The organism is Micromonospora arida (genome assembly GCF_003857035.1).
Lineage (GTDB): Bacteria > Actinomycetota > Actinomycetes > Mycobacteriales > Micromonosporaceae > Micromonospora > Micromonospora arida.
Map to the genome: position 1 here is coordinate 1 of NZ_QGSY01000190.1, position 19,288 is coordinate 19,288.

A 19,288-nucleotide genomic window follows, 5' to 3' on the forward strand; every position below is an offset into this window, starting at 1 on the left:
CGCCTGCCCCGCGCCTGCCCCGCGCCTGCCCCGCCCCGCGTGTCGGAGCCATCGCGTTGACGGTACCGCGCATTGCGCACTAGTGTGCAATGCGTGGACACCACACAGTTGTTGAAGGGCGTGCTCGATCTGGCCGTCCTGGCCGTGCTCCGAGAGGAGGACGGTTACGGTTACGACATCCTGCGCCGGCTGCGCGAGGCCGGCCTGGAGGAGGTCGGTGACGCCTCGGTCTACGGGACGCTGCGCCGCCTCTTCGCCGCCGGCCTGCTCACCACCTACGTCGTGCCGAGCGAATCCGGCCCGCACCGCAAGTACTACTCACTCAACGCCGCGGGGCGTGACCAGCTGACCCGCTCCGGCAAGCTCTGGCGCTCGTTCGCCACCACAATGGACAGTCTGCTCGACGATCGGGGGATGGCGGCATGACCGTCGCGGAGCAGGAGATCACCGACTATGTGGCGCGGGTCCGGGCCGCTCTGGCCGACCTGCCGCCCGGGCAACGCGACGAGTTGACCGAGGATCTCGCCGACCACCTCACCGAGGTCGCCGCCGAGGCCGAGGGCACCCTGGTCGAGCGGTTGGGCGAGCCCGAGACGTACGCCGCCGAGCTGCGCGCCGCGGCCGGCGCCGCGCCGGGCAGCGGGCGCAACCTCGACCAGCGGGTGGCGAGCGCGATGGCCCGGGTCCGCGGCCGGCTGCGCACCATGGACACCCGGCTCGGCCCACCCCTGGGGTACGAGACGGCCAGCGACTTCCTCCGACTGTTGCGCCCGGCCTGGTGGGTGCTGCGCGGCTATCTGGCGGCGATGCTGGTCACGGTGATCACCACCGGTGGCGAATTCGGGCTACTGCCGAGGTTCGGCGGTGAGCTGCTCGCCGGCCTGATCATGCTGATCGGCTTCGTGCTCGGCTCCATCTGGATCGGTCGCCGTTCGGCCCAGCTGACCCGCTGGCCGCGCTCGGTCGTGCAGGTCGCCAGCGTGGTGCTGGTGGTCTTCGCGTTCGCCGCGCTGATCCAGGCCGAGGACCGGATGCGCTACGGCGACTACGGCTACGACCAGACCGCTGTCGACAGCCAGTACGACCGGGTCAGGGATGTCTTCGTCTACGACAGCGAGGGCCGTCTGGTGGAGAACGCCCGGCTCTTCGACCAGAACGGCAATCCGATCCGACTCGGCTACCCGGACTGCGCGGAAGACGTCTACGACAAGCCGACGGTGCGGGCGTACCCGTACTGCCCGGAGCAGGCGCCCTTCGTGCCCCGCGCACCGGGCGCGCCCCTTCCACCCGCATCACCGGCCAGCACGCCGGACCCGGCCAGCACGCCGGACCCGAGCGGTACACCCGGGGAGACCGGAACGCCGCTGCCGACCGGTACGGCCACCGGCCTGCCGCCGAGCGGAACGCCAACCCCCACGCCAACTCCCACCCCGACGGGCTGAGCCGAGATGTGAACTGGATCATGTGGGTGAAGCTGGGAAATAGCTGAACGGACGAGGCGAGCGGGACGGCACCGGAAATCAATGATCGTTACGGTGTCGTCTGCTCATCAACCCCTCGGAAGGAACCCCCGTGCCAGAGCAGGTCGCACCGCCCCCCGCGCCCGACGCCGCAACCCCTGAGCCGGCCGTCGAGACGCCGCAAGCGGCCGCGCCGCAGCCTGCCGCGCCGCAGCAGCAGCCGCAGACGCCCGAGCAGCAGCCGGCCGCCGAGCAGCCGCAGACGCCCGAGCAGCAGCCGGCTTCCGAGCAGCAGCCGGCGGCCGAGCCGAAGGCGGAGAAGTCCGGTGCGAAGAAGGCCATCGGCATCGTCGGTGCGGTCCTCGCCGTCGTCGTCATCGCCGGCCTGAAGTTCGGTGTCGCCTCGGCGATCGGCAACTACTTCAACAAGGACGAGACGGCAGCCGCCAAGACCGGCGACTGCATCGCCGAGCTGCCCGAGATCACCGGCACCGAGCAGGAGGAGGTCGACGGCGCCAAGGTCGTCGAGTGCACCTCCACCGACGCGGCGTACAGCGTGGTCGGTCGGGTGGACGGCCAGAGCGAGGCTCAGGCCAAGGCCGACACCACCTGCACCCAGTTCTTCAAGGAGGGCGAGGAGGGGTACGTCTTCTCCAGCATCGAGCCGGGCAAGACGGGCTACGTGCTCTGCCTGACCAAGAAGGTCTGACCACAGCGGTAGCTCGGCATCGACGGCGGCGGGAGCAGACCCCGCCGCCGTCGGCGTACCCGGAGTCAACGGGGGGCTAACAGGAGGTGAATGCCACTGTTCCGGCGTCTTCCCGACGGCCGCGTGGCGTGGCAGGCTACCGGCACGTAGGACCACTGGGCGACCAGCCAACGATGACTGACCGCTAGGAGGACGGCCCATGGGCGAAATGGTGAGCTACCGCAGCAACGGGGGCACGAGCGAGGGGTATCTCGCGATACCCGCCAGCGGCACGGCCAGCCCTGCCGTCATCGTCATTCAGGAATGGTGGGGTCTCGTCCCGCACATCCGGTCGGTGGCGGACCGGTTCGCCGAGGCCGGTTTCGTGGCCCTCGCCCCGGACTTCTACCACGGTGAGACGACCAGCGAGCCGGACGAGGCGCAGCGGCTCCTGCTGGCGATGCGGATGGACGAGGCGGCGAAGGACATCGCCGGAGCGGCCGACTATCTCGCCGGGCGGCCCGAGGTCACCGGTAAGGTCGGTGCCGTGGGCTTCTGCGCCGGTGGCAGCCTGGCCCTCTGGTCGGCCACCATCTCCGAGCGGATCGTCGCGACCGCCGGTTTCTATCCCGTGCTCCCCTGGGAGTCGATGCGCCCCGACTGGGCCGACTACGCCGGCAAGGCAGCGGTCATCCACTGCTCCGAAGAGGACGGCACCTCCGCCCACGAGGGCGTACAGACCGCTCGTCGGGCCATCGAGGAGGCGGGCGGCGACTGCCACCTCTACGACTACCCGGGCACCTCGCACGCCTTCTTCAACGACGACCGGCCGGAGGCGTTCGACCAGCGCGCCGCCGCCAGCGCCTGGGCCCGCACCCTGGAACTCTTCCGGGCCAAGCTTGGCTGAGACGCGTACCCCCGCACAGGTGGTCGCCCGCGCAGCGCGGGCGACCGACCTGGCCGACCTCGACGCGGCGGTGAGCGACTGTTTCGCCTGCCCGCGGCTGGTCCAATGGCGGGAGGAGGTCGCCCGCACCCGGCGGGCCGCCTTCCGCGACCAGGAGTACTGGGGTCGGCCGGTGCCGGGCCTCGGCACCGGTGACGCGCGGATCGCCATCCTCGGGCTGGCGCCCGCCGCGCACGGTGGCAACCGCACCGGCCGGATCTTCACCGGCGACCGGTCGGGTGACGTGCTGTTCGCCGCGCTGCACCGGGCCGGGCTGGCCAACCAGCCGACCAGCGTCGCCGCCGACGACGGGCTCAACCTGCGTGACCTGCGGATCTTCTCGGCCGTCCGGTGTGCGCCTCCGGACAACAAGCCGACCCCGGTGGAACGCGACACCTGCGCACCCTGGCTGCACCGTGAGGTCACCCTGATCCGGCCCACGCTGCGGGTCGTGGTCGCGCTGGGCGCGTTCGCCTGGGCCGCCTGGTGGCCGGTGCTCCGCGCGGTGTACGGGCAGCGCCCGCCCAGCCCGCGACCGGCGTTCGGTCATGGGGCACACTGGTCCGGCACGAACGCTCCGGACTTGCTGGGCTGCTACCACGTCAGTCAGCAGAACACCTTCACCGGGCGGTTGACACCAGGGATGTTGGACGACGTCTTCGGCCAGGCTAAACAGCTGGCCGGAGTGGACTGAGACGACGCGTGGGGTGGTGGCGATGACAGAGGGAACACGCCCGCCCACACCGGTACCGTCCGCCGAGCCGGGTGTGCTGCGGCCGGCGCTCGGCCTGCTCCGCCGGTGGTGGCCGGTCGGCGCGGTCGCCGCCCTGCTCACCGGTGCCGCGCTGGCGTCCGCTCACTCGTCGATCGGGGCCAGTCGCATCCCGCCGGCCGCGGACAACGTTCCCTGGGTTCCCGAGTACCCGACCGTTGAGCCGTCGCCGTCCATCCCGATCGAGCCCCGCGACGCCGGCGAGGCCACCCAGGCGCACATCCCGCAGTGGGTCGGCACGGTGGCTGTGGTCCTGCTCGGTCTGGCCATCCTCGCTGCGCTCGGCTACCTCAGCTGGGTCTTGATCCGGGGCGCGCTGCGCCGCACCACCCGGGCACTACCGGCGCAGCGGGCCCGCAGTACCGCCGAGGGCACCGCCCGCGAGGTGGTCGCCGCCCTCGACGCCGGCCTGGTGGAGCTCGACGACCGGGACACCGACCCCCGGGTGGCGGTGATCGCCTGCTGGGTGCGCCTGGAGGAGACCGCCGCCGCGGCCGGCGTGCCGAGGCTCGCCGGAGACACCCCCACCGACCTGGTCAGCCGACTGTTGCAGGGTGACCCTGCGGCGGGCGTGCCGGCCATCGCCAGCACCGACGTGCTGGCCGAGTTCGCGCACGTCTACCGGGAGGCCCGGTACGCCACCCACCCGGTCGGCGAACGCACCCGGGACCAGGCCCGCGCCGCGCTCGGCCGGCTGCGCGGAGAGCTCACCGCGGTGGTGACCTCATGAGCAGCACCAGCATCGACGATCTGCTCGCGTTCGAGGAGGAGGCCGCGCCGGCCGGTCCGCAGGCGCGCCCGTCCCGATGGCGTCCGGTGCTGCGCTCGCTCGCGTGGGCCGCCGCGGTGGTGGCTGTCCTGCTGGTCGGCCTCCGCGCGGTGGGCCTCCAGGTCTCGCTTCCCGTACTGATCGCCGGGGTGCTCGCCGTGCTGGCGGTCCGCCGGGTCACCGCCCTGCTCGCGCCGCCACCCCCGCCGCCGCCGGCTCGCCGGGCCGGCGCGGGCGAGGAGGAGGGCAGCTACAACTGGGGCGCCCGGGACGCGCTGCGTGGCGCGATCAACCAGTGGGAACGGCCCCTGGACTGGTCCTCGAACCGAACCGAACGTTTCACCGAGGTGGTCCTGCCCCGGATCGGTGAGCTGGCCGACGAGCGGTTGCGGCTGAAGCACGGCGTAACCCGTGAGTCAGATCCCGCGCGCGCCCGCGTCCTGCTGGGTGACCGCCTGTGGACGTTCCTGGAGACCCCGCCTCGCCGCACCCCGTCGCCGCGCGACCTCGCGGTGATCGTCGCCGAACTGGAGAGCATCTGATGAACGACGTGGACCGGAGCATTGCCCCCGCCGAGGTCGGGCACCTGGCTCGGGCGGTCCTGGACGCGGTCGGCACCGTCGTGGTCGGCAAACGGGACGCGTTGGAGCTGGTCCTCGCCGGCATCCTCGCGGGCGGGCACGTGCTCCTGGAGGACCTGCCGGGGCTCGGTAAGACACTCACCGCCCGCTCGTTCGCCCAGGCCCTCGGGTTGGACTTCCGTCGGTTGCAGTTCACCCCCGACCTGCTGCCCGCCGACGTCACCGGCTCGTTCCTGTACGACCAGCGCAACGGTGACTTCACCTTCCGGGCCGGTCCGGTCTTCACCAACCTGCTCCTCGCCGACGAGATCAACCGGACGCCGCCGAAGACCCAGTCCGCGCTGCTGGAGGCGATGCAGGAGAAGCAGGTGTCGGTCGAGGGTGTGACCTACAAGCTCGACGAGCCGTTCCACGTGCTGGCCACCGCCAACCCCATCGAGTACGAGGGCACCTACCCGCTGCCGGAGGCGCAGCTGGACCGGTTCCTGCTGCGGGTCTCGTTCGGTTATCCGCAGCACGAAGAGGAGTGGGAGGTGCTGCGCCGTCGGATGAGCCGTCGCCGGGAGGAGGCGGACATCAAGGCGGTGGTCGACGCGGCCACGCTGCGGGCCATGCAGGCCGCCCTGGAGGACGTGGTGGTGGAGGACTCCATCGGCCGCTACATCGTGTCGCTCACCGCGGCCACCCGGGAACACCCGTCGGTGCTGGTCGGTGCCTCACCTCGCGGTTCGCTGGCGCTGCTGCTGCTGGCCCGGGTCCGTGCCGTGTTCGGCGGACGGGACTACGTGGTGCCGGAGGACGTCAAGTCGGTGGCGGCGCCCGCGCTGGCCCACCGGATCACCCTACGCCCGGAGATGTGGTTGCGGCGCGTCGATCCGGCGTTCGTGGTGGGCGAGGTGCTGGAGGCGACTCCCGCCCCGGCCAGTGGCGCGCTGCCCAGCTACGCCGCCGGCGGGCCCCGGCACTGATGACCGGACCGACCGTGCCGAGGGACACCGAAGCGGAACCGGCTGCCGGCTGGGCGCCCACCCCGGCGCTCGGCCGCGCGGTGCTGCTCGCCGGTCTGCTGCTGGTGGCCGGTGTGCTGCTGGGCAGGGTGGACCTGATCGTGCTCGCGGCCCCGTTCGCGTTGGGCACCGCGTACGCGCTGCGTCGCCGGCCCACGGCACTGCCACAGGTGTGGATCACCCAGGGTGACGGTGGGCCGCTGGTCGAGGGCGGTGACGTGGCGGCGGCGGTGAGCGTCGGCAACCCGGACACTGTCGACTACGACCTGGTGGTGATGCGTACCCGCGTGTCGCCGTGGCTGCGGATCGAGCGGGCCGGCTTCGCCCGCGACGAGGTCGTCGACTCCGGGCCGCCGAGCGCCACCCCGGAAACCGGTGCGACGACGCAGGGCTTCGGCGGGCGTCGTTCCGTCGCGGACCGGCCGTTCGTGACGTCGGTGCCGATCGGCGCCGCGGTGGACCTGGGGGTGGCCGGCAAGGCCCTGCGCTGGGGCCGGCACCCGGTCGGCCCCGCCGGTGCCCGGGTCGCCACGGCCGGGGGTCTGCTGGTCTCCCGGGCGGTGATCACCGAGCCGGTCCGGGTGCGGGTGTACCCCCGTACCGAGCCGTTCGAGGCGGTCGAGGCGATGCCCCGCGCCGCCGGCCTGGTCGGGGCGCACCACTCTCGCCGACCGGGAGAGGGCGGTGAGCTTGCCGGCGTACGCGTCTTCGCCCCGGGGGACCGGCTGCGCCGGATCGACTGGCGGGTCTCGTTGCGGGCCCGGCAGCTGCACGTGGCCGCCACCCTCTCCGACCGGGACGCGGAGGTGGTGGTGTTGCTCGACGTGCTCGCCGAGGCCGGCCGCTCCGGTGGGGTGGACGGCGCCGCCTCGGTGCTGGACACCACCGTCCGGGCCACCGCCGCGATCGCCGAGCACTACCTGCACCGTGGTGATCGGGTCTCGCTGCTGGAGTACGGGCCGGCCGCTCGCCGGCTCCGGCCGGCCGCCGGGCGGCGGCAGTACCTGACCGTCCTGGAGTGGTTGCTCGACGTCCGGGTCCACCCGTCCGCGCACGAACCGTACGACCAGGTCTTCGGCCCGCAGTTGCTCTCCTCGGACGCGTTGGTGGTGGTGCTCACCCCGCTGCTGGACGAACGGTCGGCGCAGATGCTCGCCCGGTTGGCCCGCGGTGGGCGGTTCGTGGTGGCGGTCGACACGTTGCCTACCGACCTGGCGTCGCCGAAGGACCGGGGTTGGGCCGAGGTGGCGTACCGGCTGTGGCGCCTGGACCGGGAGATCATGATCGGGCAGCTCCGGGAGCACGGTGTACCGGTGGTGCGCTGGGCCGGTGCCGGCAGCCTGGACCAGGTGTTGCGGGACGTGGCCCGGTTGGCGACGGCCCCGAGGGTGGGTGGCCGGTGAGCGCGAGGAGTGAGCTTGCGAGCCCCGCAGTCGCGAACGGAAGGCGGGTGCGGTGAGCGCGAGGAGTGAGCTTGCGAGCCCCGCAGTCGCGAACGGAAGGCGGGTGCGGTGAGCGCGAGGAGTGAGCTTGCGAGCCCCGCAGTCGCGAACGGAAGGCGGGTGCGGTGAGCGCTGTCGTGGAGCGGGTTCGGGCGGTGCAGTACGCCGTCGCTCGCGTCAGCGTGGCCCCGCTGCTGGTCCGGGCCGGGATCTTCGTCATCGTGTTTGCCGGGTTCGCCCTGGCGTTTCCCGCGGAGGTGCTTTCCGGCCGGCCGATCTTCTTCCTGGCGGTGGCTGCCCTGTTGCCCGCGTTCGGGCCGCGCAGGGTCTGGACGACCTTCACGGCGTTGGTCACGGTCGGCGGCTGGCTGCTCGCCACCGACGGGTACGGCCGTCCGGTCGCCCTCTGGCGGCTGCTCGCCGTCGCGGCCCTGCTCTACCTGGGTCACACCCTCTGCGCGCTGGCCGCGCTGCTGCCCTATGACGCGAGGGTGGACCCCGAGTTGATCACCCGTTGGTTGGTGCGGTCGGCCGCCGTGCTGTTGGGTTCCGCCGTGCTCGGCGTGCTGTTGTTGCAGGCGACGGGGACGGGTGGGGGCGCCGGATACCAGTCGGTGACAGTGCTGGGGCTGCTGGTGGCGGTGGGGATGTCAGTGTTGCTGGGCTGGCTGCTGCGGCGTCGGTGACCACCGCGACTTGAGGGTTACGCAGGTCACATGGGTTGTGCTCCGTCACAGATGGGGGGCGCGAGCGGGATTACCTGAGCCGGCCGGGGAAAGATAGACAACGTGAATCCGAAGCGGATCCTTGTGGTTGGTGCCGGGCACGTCGGTCTGTACGCGGCCCTGCGCCTGTCGAAGAAGCTCAGCTCCCGTGAGGCTGAGGTCATGGTGGTTGACCCCCAACCGCACATGACCTATCAGCCGTTCCTGCCCGAGGCGGCGGCGGGCAACATCTCCCCGCGGCACTCAGTGGTGCCGCTGCGGCGGGAGTTGCGCCGGTGCAAGATGGTGGCCGGCACGGTCACGCGGATCGAGCATGACCGCAAGGTGGCCACCGTGCAGCCGATCAGTGGCCCGGCCCGGGAGATCACCTACGACCACGTGATCGTGGCTCCGGGTTCGGTCTCCCGCACCCTGCCGATCCCCGGTCTGCACGAGCAGGGCATCGGGTTCAAGACCATCGGCGAGGCGATCTACCTGCGCAATCACGTGCTGGATCGGCTCGACGTGGCGGCCGCCACGCCGGATCCGGACGTCCGCCGTTCGGCGCTGACCTTCACCTTCGTCGGCGGTGGGTACGCCGGCATCGAGGCGCTCGCCGAGATGGAGGACATGGCTCGCGACGCCCTGCGTTACTACCCGGAGCTCAAGCAGGACGAGGTCCGCTGGGTGCTGGTCGAGGCCACTCAGCGGGTGCTGCCCGAGGTCGACCGGGACATGGGTGCGTACACCGTGCAGCAGTTGCTGAAGCGCAACATGGACATCCGGCTGGACACCCGCCTCGAGTCCTGCGTCGACGGGGTGGTCAAGCTCTCCGACGGTGACAGCTTCCGCTCCGACACGATCGTCTGGACGGCCGGCGTGAAGCCGTCGCCGATGCTGGACTCGACCGACTTCCCGCGCGACGACCGTCGACGGATCACCTGCCTGCCCACGCTCCAGGTGGTCGACGGTGACCAGGTGCTCGAGGGTGCCTGGAGCGCCGGGGACTGCGCCGCCGTGCCGGACCTGACCAAGGAGCCGGGCAACTTCTGCTCGCCGAGCGCTCAGCACGCGGTGCGCCAGGCCGCCCGGATGGCCGACAACATCGCGGCCGTGATCCGGGGTCGCGAGCCGGTGAACTACAAGCACAAGCACGTCGGCAGTGTGGCGAGCCTCGGCCTGCACAAGGGCGTGGCCCAGGTGTACGGGATCAAGATGACCGGTTGGCCGGCCTGGGTGATGCACCGGACGTACCACATGAGCCGGATCCCGTCGTTCAACCGGAAGGTCCGCGTGGTGGTGGACTGGTCGCTGGCGTTCTTCCTCAAGCGTGAGGTGGTCGCTCTGGGTCAGCTGCACGACCCGCGCGAGGAGTTCGTCGAGGCCTCCCAGCCGGTCGGCGCGCCCCGCGTCTGACCAGAGACCGACGCCAACCCCGTCGATCTTGCACTTTCGGATGTCGTGATGCGCCTTCTGGTGCGTTTTGTCCGGGCAGAAAGTGCAAGATCGGCGGGGTTTTTGGTGTCTAGACCCGCCACGTCCACGCGTCGGCGATGCGGGTGGGTGGGCCGTAGAGCTGCTCCAGGGTGGCGCGCAGGCTTTCCGCGTGGGGTGCGTCGTCGGTGAGCGCCACGCAGGAGGCGCCCCAGAAGTCGGCGTCGCGAACGGCCTGGCGGCGCTGCTCGTCGCCGATGGCCGGCTGGTCGCCGCGCCGTGCGACATCCGCCAGAAGCGCGGAGGTGGGCTGTTTGAAGGTGCCCATCGCCGCGGTGCCACCCCTCCCGTACGGGCCGATGAAGAAGCCTTCCGGCAGCCCGAAACCGGCGCCGGCGGCGGTCGCCCAGCGCATCGGCCAGGGCTCCTTCGGGGTGGGCAGTGGCACCGGGACCAGCACCCCGCCCGGAGGTACGCACTGCCGCCAGTGGCCGCCGGTGATGAACTCCGGTACGGCGGGTCGTCCGGCGGTCGGCAGGGGGGTCGGGAAGATCGGCAGCAGCGCCACTCCGACGGCCAGGGGCACCAGCCGCCGTGCCCGACCGGAGCTGCGCAGGGCCCGGTCGACCGCGAGCACCAGCAGCGTCGCGACGATCGGCAGCAACGTCAGCGCGAACCGCATCGGCAACGCCCCGTCCACCACCGGCAGCCCTCCGATCAGGGCGTACGGGCCGGGGATCGCCGTCCTGGTGCCGCCGAGCACCACCTCGGGGCCGAGCGAGAGCGCCCCCATCACCAGGCCCGCCGCGACGCAGGCGAAGACCAGCCGGCGTCGCCCGGCCCAGATCGCGCAGACCGCGGTGACCAGCAGCAGTGGCCAGCCGAGGAACGTGTTGTATTCGGCGGGGCCGGTGGTCAGCCGGGCGGACTCGTCGCTGCCGGCCACCGACAGTGGGGAGAGCGTCCACCAACTGCTCAGGTCGGCGGAGAAGTAGGCCGGGGTGAACATCCCGTCGGCGACTCCCTGTGGCCCGGCGAACTGGAACCACAGCGGGTAGCCGAGCACCAGCAGGGCGAGCCCGGCGGCGATCGCCAAGCCGCCGGCGAACCCGGGGAGCGCCCGACGGGCCAGGTCCCGGTCTGCCACGGCGTAGCTGATCGCCATCACCAGCAGCGTGATCGCGGCGAGGAAGAGCACCTCCTCGCCGATGAAGACCTGCGCGCTGATCGCGCCGGCCAGCCCCGCCGCGGAGGTGAACAGCCGACGACGGTCCGGCCCGGTGGCTCGGGTATTGCCGGCCTGGTCGGGGGTGCCGGGCCCAGGGTCGGCCGCCCGGAGCAGCCGCACCACCAGCCAGACGATCACCGGCACCAGCCACTGGGCGGTCATGTGCAGGTGGCTGTTGGTCTGCGACACCATGCCGGGTCCGAATCCGCACAGCCCGCCGCCGAGTGCGGCGGCCACCCGGCGGACGCGCAGCGTCCGGTGGAAGAGCAGGTACCAGGCGAGTGCGGTGCCGGCGAGGTTGCCGGCGGCGAGCAGCGCGAAGGTGACAGGTGCGCCCAGCAGCAGGGTGACCGGCGCGAAGAGGACGCCGAGGGCGATCACCGTGGTGTTGGCCATCAGGTTCACACCGTCGGGAGCGTTGAGCCGGTCGGTGAGCAGGTCGAAGTCTCCGAGCAGCGCGCGGGCGTCCACCGCCAGGAACCACTCGTAGAGGGTCTGGTCCTCCGGGTTGAGCGCCAGGATGCGGGCGCCCGGGTCGGGCCACAGCCCGTGGGTGAGCCAGCCGGCCAGCACCGCGAAGATCAGAGCGGCCAGAAGGTCCGCCCGGTGGCGGCGGACGGCGGCCAGCAGCCGGGTGGCCCGGGGTCGGCGGTTGACCTGATCGGCGAGGCGGAATGCCTGCTCAGGCGCGGCGTCGGGGGCCGTGGGGGCTGCGCTGCTCACGGCATCGACCCTAGTGCGGCCAGGCCGGCGGGGTACGCCGGGTCGCCGCAGACCGGCTACGGTGACACTGCACCAGGCGTGTCGGCGCGCCGGTGCCACTCGCCCGGGTGGTGGAAAGGCAGACACGGCCGCCTTAAAAGCGGCTGCCGAAAGGCGTGCGGGTTCGACCCCCGCCCCGGGCACCGGCCGACTCACACATTCTCATTCGTGATCTCCAGGACTTGGGTGTGCCGTCTACTCTTGGAGGGCACGTTCACGTGCAAACGACCCCCTGAGGGAGGCCAGACAGTGAAGACCTCGAACCCGGTGCTCGCCCGGCTCGGCCAAGCGGCCGAGCGGGAGCGCTCCGCCGGGTACGCCCCGGCCGGGCCGTACGGACAGCCCGGCATTCCCCAGCAGTACCCGTCCCAGGCCGGTTACCCGGCCGCGCCGCCGACCGTGGCGCCGATGACCGTCGACGACGTGGTCGTCAAGACGGTCGCTCTGCTCGGCATCCTCGGCATCACCGCCGCGGCCGCCTGGGTGCTCGTGCCCGACGCGCTGGTCGGTACCGCGTGGATCGGCGCGGCGGTGGTCGGCCTGGTCCTCGGCTTGATCATTTCGTTCTCCCGGATGGCCAACCCGGCGCTCGTGATCGCGTACGCGGTCGTCGAGGGTGTCTTCGTCGGCATGGTCAGCAAGGCGTTCGAGACGCGTTACGACGGCATCGTGCTCCAGGCCGCCGTGGCCAGCTTCGGCATCTTCTTCCTGATGGCGATGCTCTACAAGGCGAAGGTCATCCGGGCCACCCCGGCCTTCGTCAAGGGCATGATCGCGGTGATGGTCGGCCTCTTCGCCGTCATGATGATCAACCTGGTGCTGGCGCTGTTCGGCGTCAACACCGGTCTGCGTGACGGCAGCCCGTTGGCCATCGGCTTCAGCCTGGTCTGCATCGTGGTCGCCTCGCTGAGCTTCGTGCTCAGCTTCAAGGAGATCGAGGACGGCGTCCGGATGGGCCTGCCCCAGCGCTACTCCTGGGTGGCCGCGTTCGGCATCCTGGTCAGCCTGGTCTGGCTCTACATCGAGATCCTGCGCCTGCTGAGCTACTTCCAGGGCGACGACTGACCTCGTCCGCACTGTCGACCGGCGCCCGTCCCCACTCCGGTGGGGGCGGGCGCCGTCGTCCGCGCCGTTTGCCCGCCGCCGCCGGTCCGCCCGGGGCAGAGTGACTTCGGGGGGTACGCGGGCGAAGGAGGCGGCGGTGCGCAGCAACAACCCGGTGCTCAACCGGCTGGATGAGCCCGGCCGGGTGGAGGCACGGGTGCTCGGCGCCCGTGACGTCGAGCCGATGACCGTCGACGACGTGGTGGTCCGTACCGTCGGGTTGCTGCTCGTGACCGGCGCGGCCGCCGCGGTGTCCTGGGCGGTGATCCCCGACGCCGTGTGGCTGGGCGCCGCCCTGGCCGGCAGCGCGCTCGCCTCGATCGCGCTGGTCCTGGTCATATCGTTGCGAGCGATCACCAACCCGGTGCCGATCGTCGGCTACGCGGTCCTCCAGGGCCTGCTGCTGGGGGTGGCGAGCCGCACCTTCGAGCAGGTCTACCCGGGCATCGTGGTGCAGGCGGTGGCCGGCACCTTCGGCGTCTTCCTCGGCATGGCGGCGCTCTACCGGGCCCGGGTGATCCGGGCGACGCCTCGGCTGGCCCGCCTGGTGATCGGCACCCTGCTCGGCATCGCCGTGCTCAGCGTGGTCAACCTGGTGTCGTACCTGATCAGCGGGCGACCGGGCCTGGCGGGCTACAGCGTCAGCGGGGAGGTCGGCTGGCTGCCGTACGCCATCTCGGTGGTGGCCATCATCGCCGGGGCGTTCAGTTTCATCCTCGACTTCGATCTCGTCGAGCGCTCGGTGCGCGACGGCCGAGCCCGTCGGTACGCGTGGCTGAGCGCGTTCGGCCTGCTCACCGGGTTGGTCTTCCTCTACTGGCAGTTGCTGCGGCTGCTCAGTTACCTGCGCCGCTGACCGGCCCCACCCGGCGCGGTCGGTGCCGGCCGTAGACTCGGCGGCGATGAGCGCAGCGGAGTTGGACAAGGCCGTGCAGTTGCTGGTCCGTCAGATCGCGCACTGGCAGCAGCCCCGGTGGGCGGCGGTCGCGACCGCCGGCAACGTGTCCCGCGCTGACCTGGTGCACCGCCTGGTGCAGGAGATCGCCAACCTGGCCGCCGACGCCGAGGGGGAGCCCCGCCGGGTGGTGCCCCGGCTCGACAACGACCTGGCCCTGCCCGACCAGCTGCGGGTGGTCACGGCGGACCTGCTCGCCGCCGACCCGGGGGCCGAGGCGCTGAGCCGGGCCGCCGCCGAGGTGACGGCGACCCGCAGCGCGCTCTGAGGCAGCTCGGCTCAGTTGAGCCGTTCGAGCACCATGGCCATGCCCTGGCCACCGCCCACGCACATGGTCTCCAGACCGATGGTCTTGTCGTGCCACTCGAGTGCGTTGAGCAGGGTGCCGGTGATCCGGGCGCCGGTCATGCCGAACGGGTGGCCGACCGCGATGGCCCCGCCCATCACGTTCAGCTTCTCCTCGGGGATGCCCAGCTCGCGGTAGGAGGGGATGACCTGCGCGGCGAACGCCTCGTTGATCTCGACGAGGTCGACGTCGTCGATGGTCATGCCGGCTCGGCGCAGGGCCTGCCGGGACGCCTCGACCGGTCCGAGACCCATGATCTCCGGCGACAGGGCTGTCACACCGGTCGAGACGATCCGGGCCAGCGGGGTGAGCCCGAGCTCCTCGGCCCGCTGGGCGCTCATCACCACCACGGCGGCGGCGCCGTCGTTGAGCGGGCAGCAGTTGCCGGCGGTGATTCGACCGTCCGGGCGGAACACCGGCTTCAGGCCGGCGACCGCGTCGAGGGTGACACCGGCGCGGGGCCCGTCGTCGGTGCTCACCACGGTGCCGTCCGGCGTGGTGACCGGGGTGATCTCCCGGGCCCAGAAACCGTCGGTGATGGCCTTCTCGGCGAGGTTCTGGCTGCGTACGCCGAACTCGTCCATGTCGGCGCGGGTGACGTCGTACACCTGGGCCAGGTTCTCCGCGGTCTGCCCCATGGTCAGGTAGATGTCGGGCAGTTCGCCGGCCTCACGCGGGTCGGTCCACACCTCGGCGCCGCCCTGTGCGCGGCGCTTCGAGCGCTCATTGGCCGGCCCGAAGCGGGGGTTCTCCCAACCGCCGCCGACCAGGGCCTGCGCCTCGGGCGGCAGCCCGTCGGAGCTGCCCCGGGCGTAGCGGGAGACCATCTCCACCCCGGCGGAGACGAACACGTCGCCCTCGCCGGCACGGATCGCGTGCATCGCCATCCGGGTGGTCTGCAACGAGGAGGCGCAGTAGCGGGTCAGCGTGGCGCCGGGGACAGTGTCCAGACCGAGGAGGGTGGACACCACCCGGGCCATGTTGAAGCCCTGCTCGCCGCCGGGCAGGCCGCACCCGAGGTAGAGGTCGTCGATCGTGGTCGGATCGAGCGCGGGGATCTTGTCCAGTGCGGCCTGGACGATGGTCGCGGCGAGGTCGTCGGAGCGGACGTCGCGCAGGGACCCCTTGTGCGCCCGGCCGATGGGGGAGCGGGCGGTGGCGACGATGACGGCGTCGCGGGACGACTCAATCGGCATGGACCAACGTTAACCCGCCGGTAACATGGCGCGGAAGAAGCCGGGGTGGCGGGAAATGTCACCCTGGCCGGGGACGATCTAGCGCCGCGTCGTGGCCGCCGCCGCGGCGACGACGGCGGGCAGCAGCGCGTGCGCCCACACCCGGTAGCCGTCGGCGGAGGGGTGGAAGCCGTCCCGGCAGAGCGTCCCGGCGTCGGCCCGGAACACCGGCCCGGTCTCGGTGGCCAGGTCGACCACCGAGCCGCCCGCCTCCAGCACGGCCGTGGTCTGCGCGCGGGCCACCCGACGCCCGGACCAGCCGACCACCTGGCGTAGGGGAGGCGCGATGGCACGCACGGCCCCGAGGTCGGGGCAGGTGCCCACCACCACCTCGACGCGCGCCTCACGCAGGCGGTGCACCGCCGCGCCGAGATAGGCCGCCGCGTCGGAGGGTCGGCGCAGCCCGGTGGCGTCGTTCGCGCCGATCAGGATCAACGCCACGTCGGGCCGCTCACCGAGCAGGGCCCGGGCCACCTGGGTGGCGAGGTCCGTCGAGCGGGACCCGGAGACGCCGACGCTGGACAGGTGCACCCGGCGGCCGGCCGGGCCCTCGGCGAGCAGGTTGGCCAACTGCCCGCCGATGGTGTCCTCCAGACGGTCGACACCGACGCCCAGTGCCGACGAGTCGCCCAGCAACACCAGTCGCAGCGGGGCGGCGCCCGCCCGGCCGATCGTGGCGCGCAGGGCCAGACCGAGCTCCGGTTCGGCGTAGCGTCGGTGCCGGGCGATGAACGCCTCACCAGCGAGGACGGCGGCGCCCCCGACGGTGCCGGCGAACAGCGAGATCGCCGCCGCCCGACCCAGTCGGCCGGCGAGGCCGGAGGTCACGCTCCGCGCGCTGCGCTCGTTCATGCCAGTCCCTCCACTGTCGAGGTGTCCGAGGCGGACCCGTGCTGGGGCACCGCGCCGACACCGAAGAACGCCCGTCGGCGCAGCTGCGCCCACCGGCCGGCCGGCCCTCGGTCGCGGCCCCGGACCTGGACGCCGCTGACCTCCGTGCCGGCGTGTCGAGCCGCCTCCTGCGCGGCCTTCGGCAGCGACCGTACGCCGTCGCCGAGCCTCAGTGTGGCCCGTCGTTCCGGCGTCGCGCCGAGGGCGGAGAGCATCGTCGGTAGGAGCGCGGCGGCGGCCATCGCGTACCCCTCGGCGGAGGGATGGAACCGGTCCCAGGCGAACATCCGGGTCGGCTCGGCCGCGAACCGGGGGCCGAGCAGGTCACCGAGGGAGACCGTCCGCCCGCCCGCCTCGACCACGGCCACCGTCTGGGCGGCGGCGAGCTGGCGGCTCCAGCGGTGCGCCAGCCAGCGCAGAGGTGGCTGGATCGGTCGGATGGCGCCCAGGTCGGGGCAGGTGCCGACGACCACCTCGCACCCCGCGTCGCGCAGGGTGTGCACCGCCTCGACCAGGTATCGCACCGCCAGCCCGCGCGGGGTGCGGTTGGTGATGTCGTTGCCGCCGATGAGGATCACCGCGATGTCGGGTCGGCACTCCAGCGCCGCCTCCACCTGGTGGCGCAGCGCCGCCGAGATGGCGCCGACCACCGCGAACCGGTGCAGCTGCACCGGCCGGTGCAGTCGACGGGACAGGCCGGTGGCGAGCAGTGCCCCGGGCGTCTCCCGACGGCGGTGCACCCCGTAGCCGGCGGCGGACGAGTCACCGAGCACGACCATGGTGAGCGCCGGGCCGGGGAACTTCGCGCCGTACATCCCGTCGCAGCGGGGCGGCGGCGCCTCGGCCATCGGGATGGTCCGTCGAGCCTGGCGTGCCTGGCCGACCAGCACCCCGCCGGTCGCCACCGCCGCCGCCGCGGTGGCGCCTGTCCCGATGGCGGCCAGCCGGACGAACCGCCGGGCCTGCCGCCAGCGCTCACCACCGGGTACGACGGAATGTGCCACCCCCATACCGCGACATTATCGCGCTGGCCCGACACACCGCTGTCGTCGTGACGGCACCGGGGTGCCTGGAAACCGACGCGACGGGGTATCTGGGTTCCAGAGGCCGGCCGACTTGCGCCGACCCGCCACGCTGATCCGGCGGAGAGGAGCGCGACGATGGGTAAGACACTGAAGCGCAGCGCGGCGTTCACGGCCCTGGCGCGGGCCCTGGCGGCCGGGGCGCGCAACGGGCCGTCGATCGGCACGCGGTTGGCCGCGCTGCCCCGGATGATCCGGGCCACCACCAAGGGGGAGTACGACGGCGGCCTTCGGCTGGCCCTGATGACCGCGGCGACGGCGTACATCGTCTCGCCGATCGACCTGCTCCCGGAGATCCCGCTGGCGATCTTCGGGCTGGCCGACGACGCGGTCATGGTCACCTGGTTGGCCGGCAGCGTGCTCGCCGAGACCGACCGGTTCCTGGAGTGGGAGGCCCGCCGCAGCTCGGTCATCCCCGGGGGGCTGGTGCCCTGACGACACGTACGCTGGGCGGTGAGCAAACGTCTTCCCGGCCGCCCACCGCCGGCGCCGCAACGAAGGGCACACCGTGCAGTACTACGACAACGTCGTCGACATGATCGGAAACACCCCGCTGGTGCGTCTGCGTAACGTCACCGAGGGCATCCAGGCCACCGTGCTGGCCAAGGTGGAGTACGTCAACCCGGGCGGCTCGGTGAAGGACCGGATCGCGCTGCGGATGGTGGAGGACGCCGAGGCCGCCGGCCTGCTCAAGCCCGGCGGCACCATCGTCGAGCCGACCAGCGGCAACACCGGCGTCGGGCTGGCCCTGGTGGCCCAGCTCAAGGGCTACAAGTGCGTCTTCGTCTGCCCCGACAAGGTCAGCCAGGACAAGCAGGACGTGCTCCGGGCGTACGGCGCCGAGGTGGTGGTCTGCCCGACCGCCGTCGCGCCGGAGGACCCGCGCTCGTACTACAACGTCTCCGACCGGCTGACCCGGGAGATCCCCGGCGCCTGGAAGCCCAACCAGTACAGCAACCCGGCCAACCCGCGCTCGCACTACGAGACGACCGGCCCGGAGCTGTGGAAGCAGACCGACGGCGAGCTCACCCACTTCGTGACCGGCGTCGGCACCGGCGGCACCATCTCCGGCATCGGCCGGTACCTCAAGGAGGCGTCCGACGGGCGGGTGCGCGTCGTCGGGGCCGACCCGGAGGGCTCGGTCTACTCCGGCGGCACCGGCCGGCCGTACCTGGTGGAGGGCGTCGGCGAGGACTTCTGGCCGGAGACGTACGACCGGGGTGTCGCCGACGAGATCGTGGAGGTCTCCGACAAGGCGTCCTTCGAGATGACCCGGCGACTGGCCCGCGAGGAGGGGCTGCTGGTCGGCGGTTCCTGCGGAATGGCGGTGGTCGCCGCCCTGGAGGTCGCCCGCCGGGCCGGCCCGGACGACGTGGTGGTGGTGCTGCTGCCCGACGGCGGTCGTGGCTACCTTTCCAAGATCTTCAACGACTCGTGGATGGCCCGGTACGGCTTCCTCGACAACTCGGGCGCAGAGCCGACGGTGGCCGACGCGCTGGCCAGCAAGCCGGGCGGGCTGCCCGAGCTGGTGCACGTGCACCCGACCGAGACCGTACGCGACGCGATCGACTACATGCGCGAGTACGGCGTCTCGCAGCTGCCGGTGCTCAAGGCCGAGCCGCCCGTGGTGACCGGTGAGGTCGCCGGTTCGATCGCCGAGCGGGACCTGCTCGACGCGCTGTTCACCGGCCAGGCCCACCTGCACGACACCATCGAGCGGCACATGGGCGACCCGCTGCCGATGATCGGTGGTGGTCAGCCGGTGAGCGAGGCGGTGGGCATGCTGGAGAAGTCCGACGCCGCCCTGGTGCTGGTCGACGGCAAGCCCAAGGGTGTGCTCACCCGCCAGGACCTCCTGTCCCACCTGGGCGCCCACTAGTAC

19 protein-coding genes, 1 tRNA gene and 1 pseudogene are annotated in these 19,288 nt (G+C 72.2%); 17 read left to right on the forward strand and 4 right to left on the reverse strand.

The window, feature by feature from the left end:
- The first annotated feature begins 93 nt into the window (after positions 1 to 93).
- The 11 genes from DLJ58_RS17475 to DLJ58_RS17525 all read left to right on the forward strand — a co-directional run bounded on the left by DLJ58_RS17475 (position 94) and on the right by DLJ58_RS17525 (position 9,785).
- Positions 94 to 426: a PadR family transcriptional regulator gene (locus DLJ58_RS17475; RefSeq protein ID WP_074316865.1), complete on the forward strand. Its 333-nt coding sequence runs from the start codon at positions 94 to 96 to the stop codon at positions 424 to 426.
- Positions 423 to 1,442, forward strand: coding sequence for an HAAS signaling domain-containing protein (locus DLJ58_RS17480; RefSeq protein ID WP_124857732.1), 1,020 nt, complete (start codon positions 423 to 425; stop codon positions 1,440 to 1,442). Before DLJ58_RS17475 ends, DLJ58_RS17480 begins: the two co-directional genes overlap by 4 nt.
- 130 nt (positions 1,443 to 1,572) lie before the next feature.
- Entirely contained in the window at positions 1,573 to 2,169 is a 597-nt protein-coding gene (locus tag DLJ58_RS17485) for an LppU/SCO3897 family protein (RefSeq protein ID WP_244218988.1), read from the forward strand.
- A gap of 199 nt (positions 2,170 to 2,368) precedes the next feature.
- Positions 2,369 to 3,055 (forward strand): dienelactone hydrolase family protein, encoded by a 687-nt coding sequence (locus tag DLJ58_RS17490; RefSeq protein ID WP_124857736.1) that lies wholly within the window; start codon positions 2,369 to 2,371, stop codon positions 3,053 to 3,055.
- A 19-nt stretch (positions 3,056 to 3,074) separates the two neighbouring features.
- Positions 3,075 to 3,788, forward strand: coding sequence for a uracil-DNA glycosylase (locus DLJ58_RS17495; protein WP_124857738.1), 714 nt, complete (start codon positions 3,075 to 3,077; stop codon positions 3,786 to 3,788).
- A 22-nt stretch (positions 3,789 to 3,810) separates the two neighbouring features.
- Positions 3,811 to 4,596: a DUF4129 domain-containing protein gene (locus DLJ58_RS17500; RefSeq protein WP_124857740.1), complete on the forward strand. Its 786-nt coding sequence runs from the start codon at positions 3,811 to 3,813 to the stop codon at positions 4,594 to 4,596.
- Entirely contained in the window at positions 4,593 to 5,177 is a 585-nt protein-coding gene (locus DLJ58_RS17505; protein ID WP_124857742.1) for a hypothetical protein, read from the forward strand. The genes DLJ58_RS17500 and DLJ58_RS17505 overlap by 4 nt, the downstream gene beginning before the upstream one ends.
- Complete coding sequence (locus tag DLJ58_RS17510) at positions 5,177 to 6,184, forward strand: AAA family ATPase (RefSeq protein WP_091394243.1); 1,008 nt, start codon at positions 5,177 to 5,179, stop codon at positions 6,182 to 6,184. Before DLJ58_RS17505 ends, DLJ58_RS17510 begins: the two co-directional genes overlap by 1 nt.
- A complete protein-coding gene (locus DLJ58_RS17515; protein ID WP_124857744.1) occupies positions 6,184 to 7,626 on the forward strand; it encodes a DUF58 domain-containing protein in 1,443 nt (480 codons plus the stop codon). Before DLJ58_RS17510 ends, DLJ58_RS17515 begins: the two co-directional genes overlap by 1 nt.
- A gap of 164 nt (positions 7,627 to 7,790) precedes the next feature.
- Positions 7,791 to 8,351, forward strand: coding sequence for a hypothetical protein (locus DLJ58_RS17520; protein ID WP_124857746.1), 561 nt, complete (start codon positions 7,791 to 7,793; stop codon positions 8,349 to 8,351).
- A 102-nt stretch (positions 8,352 to 8,453) separates the two neighbouring features.
- Entirely contained in the window at positions 8,454 to 9,785 is a 1,332-nt protein-coding gene (locus DLJ58_RS17525) for an NAD(P)/FAD-dependent oxidoreductase (protein ID WP_124857748.1), read from the forward strand.
- A 109-nt stretch (positions 9,786 to 9,894) separates the two neighbouring features.
- Here DLJ58_RS17525 and DLJ58_RS17530 read toward each other — a convergent pair whose 3' ends face one another.
- Entirely contained in the window at positions 9,895 to 11,754 is a 1,860-nt protein-coding gene (locus DLJ58_RS17530) for a hypothetical protein (protein ID WP_124857750.1), read from the reverse strand.
- A 101-nt stretch (positions 11,755 to 11,855) separates the two neighbouring features.
- Between DLJ58_RS17530 and DLJ58_RS17535 the strand changes: the two genes are divergently transcribed.
- The 4 genes from DLJ58_RS17535 to DLJ58_RS17550 all read left to right on the forward strand — a co-directional run bounded on the left by DLJ58_RS17535 (position 11,856) and on the right by DLJ58_RS17550 (position 14,120).
- Positions 11,856 to 11,936, forward strand: a tRNA-Leu gene (locus tag DLJ58_RS17535).
- A gap of 106 nt (positions 11,937 to 12,042) precedes the next feature.
- Positions 12,043 to 12,858: a Bax inhibitor-1/YccA family protein gene (locus tag DLJ58_RS17540; RefSeq protein WP_091394231.1), complete on the forward strand. Its 816-nt coding sequence runs from the start codon at positions 12,043 to 12,045 to the stop codon at positions 12,856 to 12,858.
- A gap of 136 nt (positions 12,859 to 12,994) precedes the next feature.
- Positions 12,995 to 13,753 (forward strand): Bax inhibitor-1/YccA family protein, encoded by a 759-nt coding sequence (locus DLJ58_RS17545; protein WP_124857752.1) that lies wholly within the window; start codon positions 12,995 to 12,997, stop codon positions 13,751 to 13,753.
- Between the two features lie 46 nt (positions 13,754 to 13,799).
- Positions 13,800 to 14,120 carry a hypothetical protein gene (locus DLJ58_RS17550; RefSeq protein WP_124857754.1) on the forward strand — a complete coding sequence of 107 codons (321 nt, stop codon included), beginning with the start codon at positions 13,800 to 13,802 and terminating at the stop codon, positions 14,118 to 14,120.
- A gap of 11 nt (positions 14,121 to 14,131) precedes the next feature.
- Here the strand turns inward: DLJ58_RS17550 and DLJ58_RS17555 are convergent, their stop codons facing one another.
- The 3 genes and pseudogenes from DLJ58_RS17555 to DLJ58_RS17565 form a co-directional block, all read right to left on the reverse strand.
- Entirely contained in the window at positions 14,132 to 15,394 is a 1,263-nt protein-coding gene (locus DLJ58_RS17555) for an acetyl-CoA C-acetyltransferase (protein ID WP_124857756.1), read from the reverse strand.
- A 78-nt stretch (positions 15,395 to 15,472) separates the two neighbouring features.
- Complete coding sequence (locus DLJ58_RS17560; RefSeq protein ID WP_124857758.1) at positions 15,473 to 16,285, reverse strand: SGNH/GDSL hydrolase family protein; 813 nt, start codon at positions 16,283 to 16,285, stop codon at positions 15,473 to 15,475.
- Positions 16,271 to 17,334 (reverse strand): annotated as a pseudogene (locus tag DLJ58_RS17565) (SGNH/GDSL hydrolase family protein); the annotation flags it as partial. The pseudogene DLJ58_RS17565 and the gene DLJ58_RS17560, both read right to left, overlap by 15 nt.
- 150 nt (positions 17,335 to 17,484) lie before the next feature.
- Between DLJ58_RS17565 and DLJ58_RS17570 the strand changes: the two are divergent.
- Together DLJ58_RS17570 and DLJ58_RS17575 are read left to right on the forward strand one after the other, a co-directional pair.
- The gene (locus tag DLJ58_RS17570) at positions 17,485 to 17,841 is read left to right on the forward strand and encodes a YkvA family protein (protein WP_112582466.1); all 357 of its coding nucleotides are present in this window, start codon (positions 17,485 to 17,487) and stop codon (positions 17,839 to 17,841) included.
- 73 nt (positions 17,842 to 17,914) lie between these two features.
- Positions 17,915 to 19,285, forward strand: a complete 1,371-nt coding sequence (locus DLJ58_RS17575) for a cystathionine beta-synthase (protein WP_112679028.1) — start codon at positions 17,915 to 17,917, stop codon at positions 19,283 to 19,285.
- The last annotated feature ends 3 nt before the right edge of the window (positions 19,286 to 19,288 follow it).

Coding starts and splice junctions, on each gene's coding strand:
- DLJ58_RS17480 (WP_124857732.1), top strand. CDS start 423: ATGACCGTCGCGGAGCAGGAGATCACCGACTATGTGGCGCGGGTCCGG.
- DLJ58_RS17490 (WP_124857736.1), top strand. CDS start 2,369: ATGGGCGAAATGGTGAGCTACCGCAGCAACGGGGGCACGAGCGAGGGG.
- DLJ58_RS17500 (WP_124857740.1), top strand. CDS start 3,811: ATGACAGAGGGAACACGCCCGCCCACACCGGTACCGTCCGCCGAGCCG.
- DLJ58_RS17505 (WP_124857742.1), top strand. CDS start 4,593: ATGAGCAGCACCAGCATCGACGATCTGCTCGCGTTCGAGGAGGAGGCC.
- DLJ58_RS17510 (WP_091394243.1), top strand. CDS start 5,177: ATGAACGACGTGGACCGGAGCATTGCCCCCGCCGAGGTCGGGCACCTG.
- DLJ58_RS17515 (WP_124857744.1), top strand. CDS start 6,184: ATGACCGGACCGACCGTGCCGAGGGACACCGAAGCGGAACCGGCTGCC.
- DLJ58_RS17550 (WP_124857754.1), top strand. CDS start 13,800: ATGAGCGCAGCGGAGTTGGACAAGGCCGTGCAGTTGCTGGTCCGTCAG.
- DLJ58_RS17555 (WP_124857756.1), bottom strand. CDS start 15,394: ATGCCGATTGAGTCGTCCCGCGACGCCGTCATCGTCGCCACCGCCCGC.
- DLJ58_RS17560 (WP_124857758.1), bottom strand. CDS start 16,285: ATGAACGAGCGCAGCGCGCGGAGCGTGACCTCCGGCCTCGCCGGCCGA.
- DLJ58_RS17570 (WP_112582466.1), top strand. CDS start 17,485: ATGGGTAAGACACTGAAGCGCAGCGCGGCGTTCACGGCCCTGGCGCGG.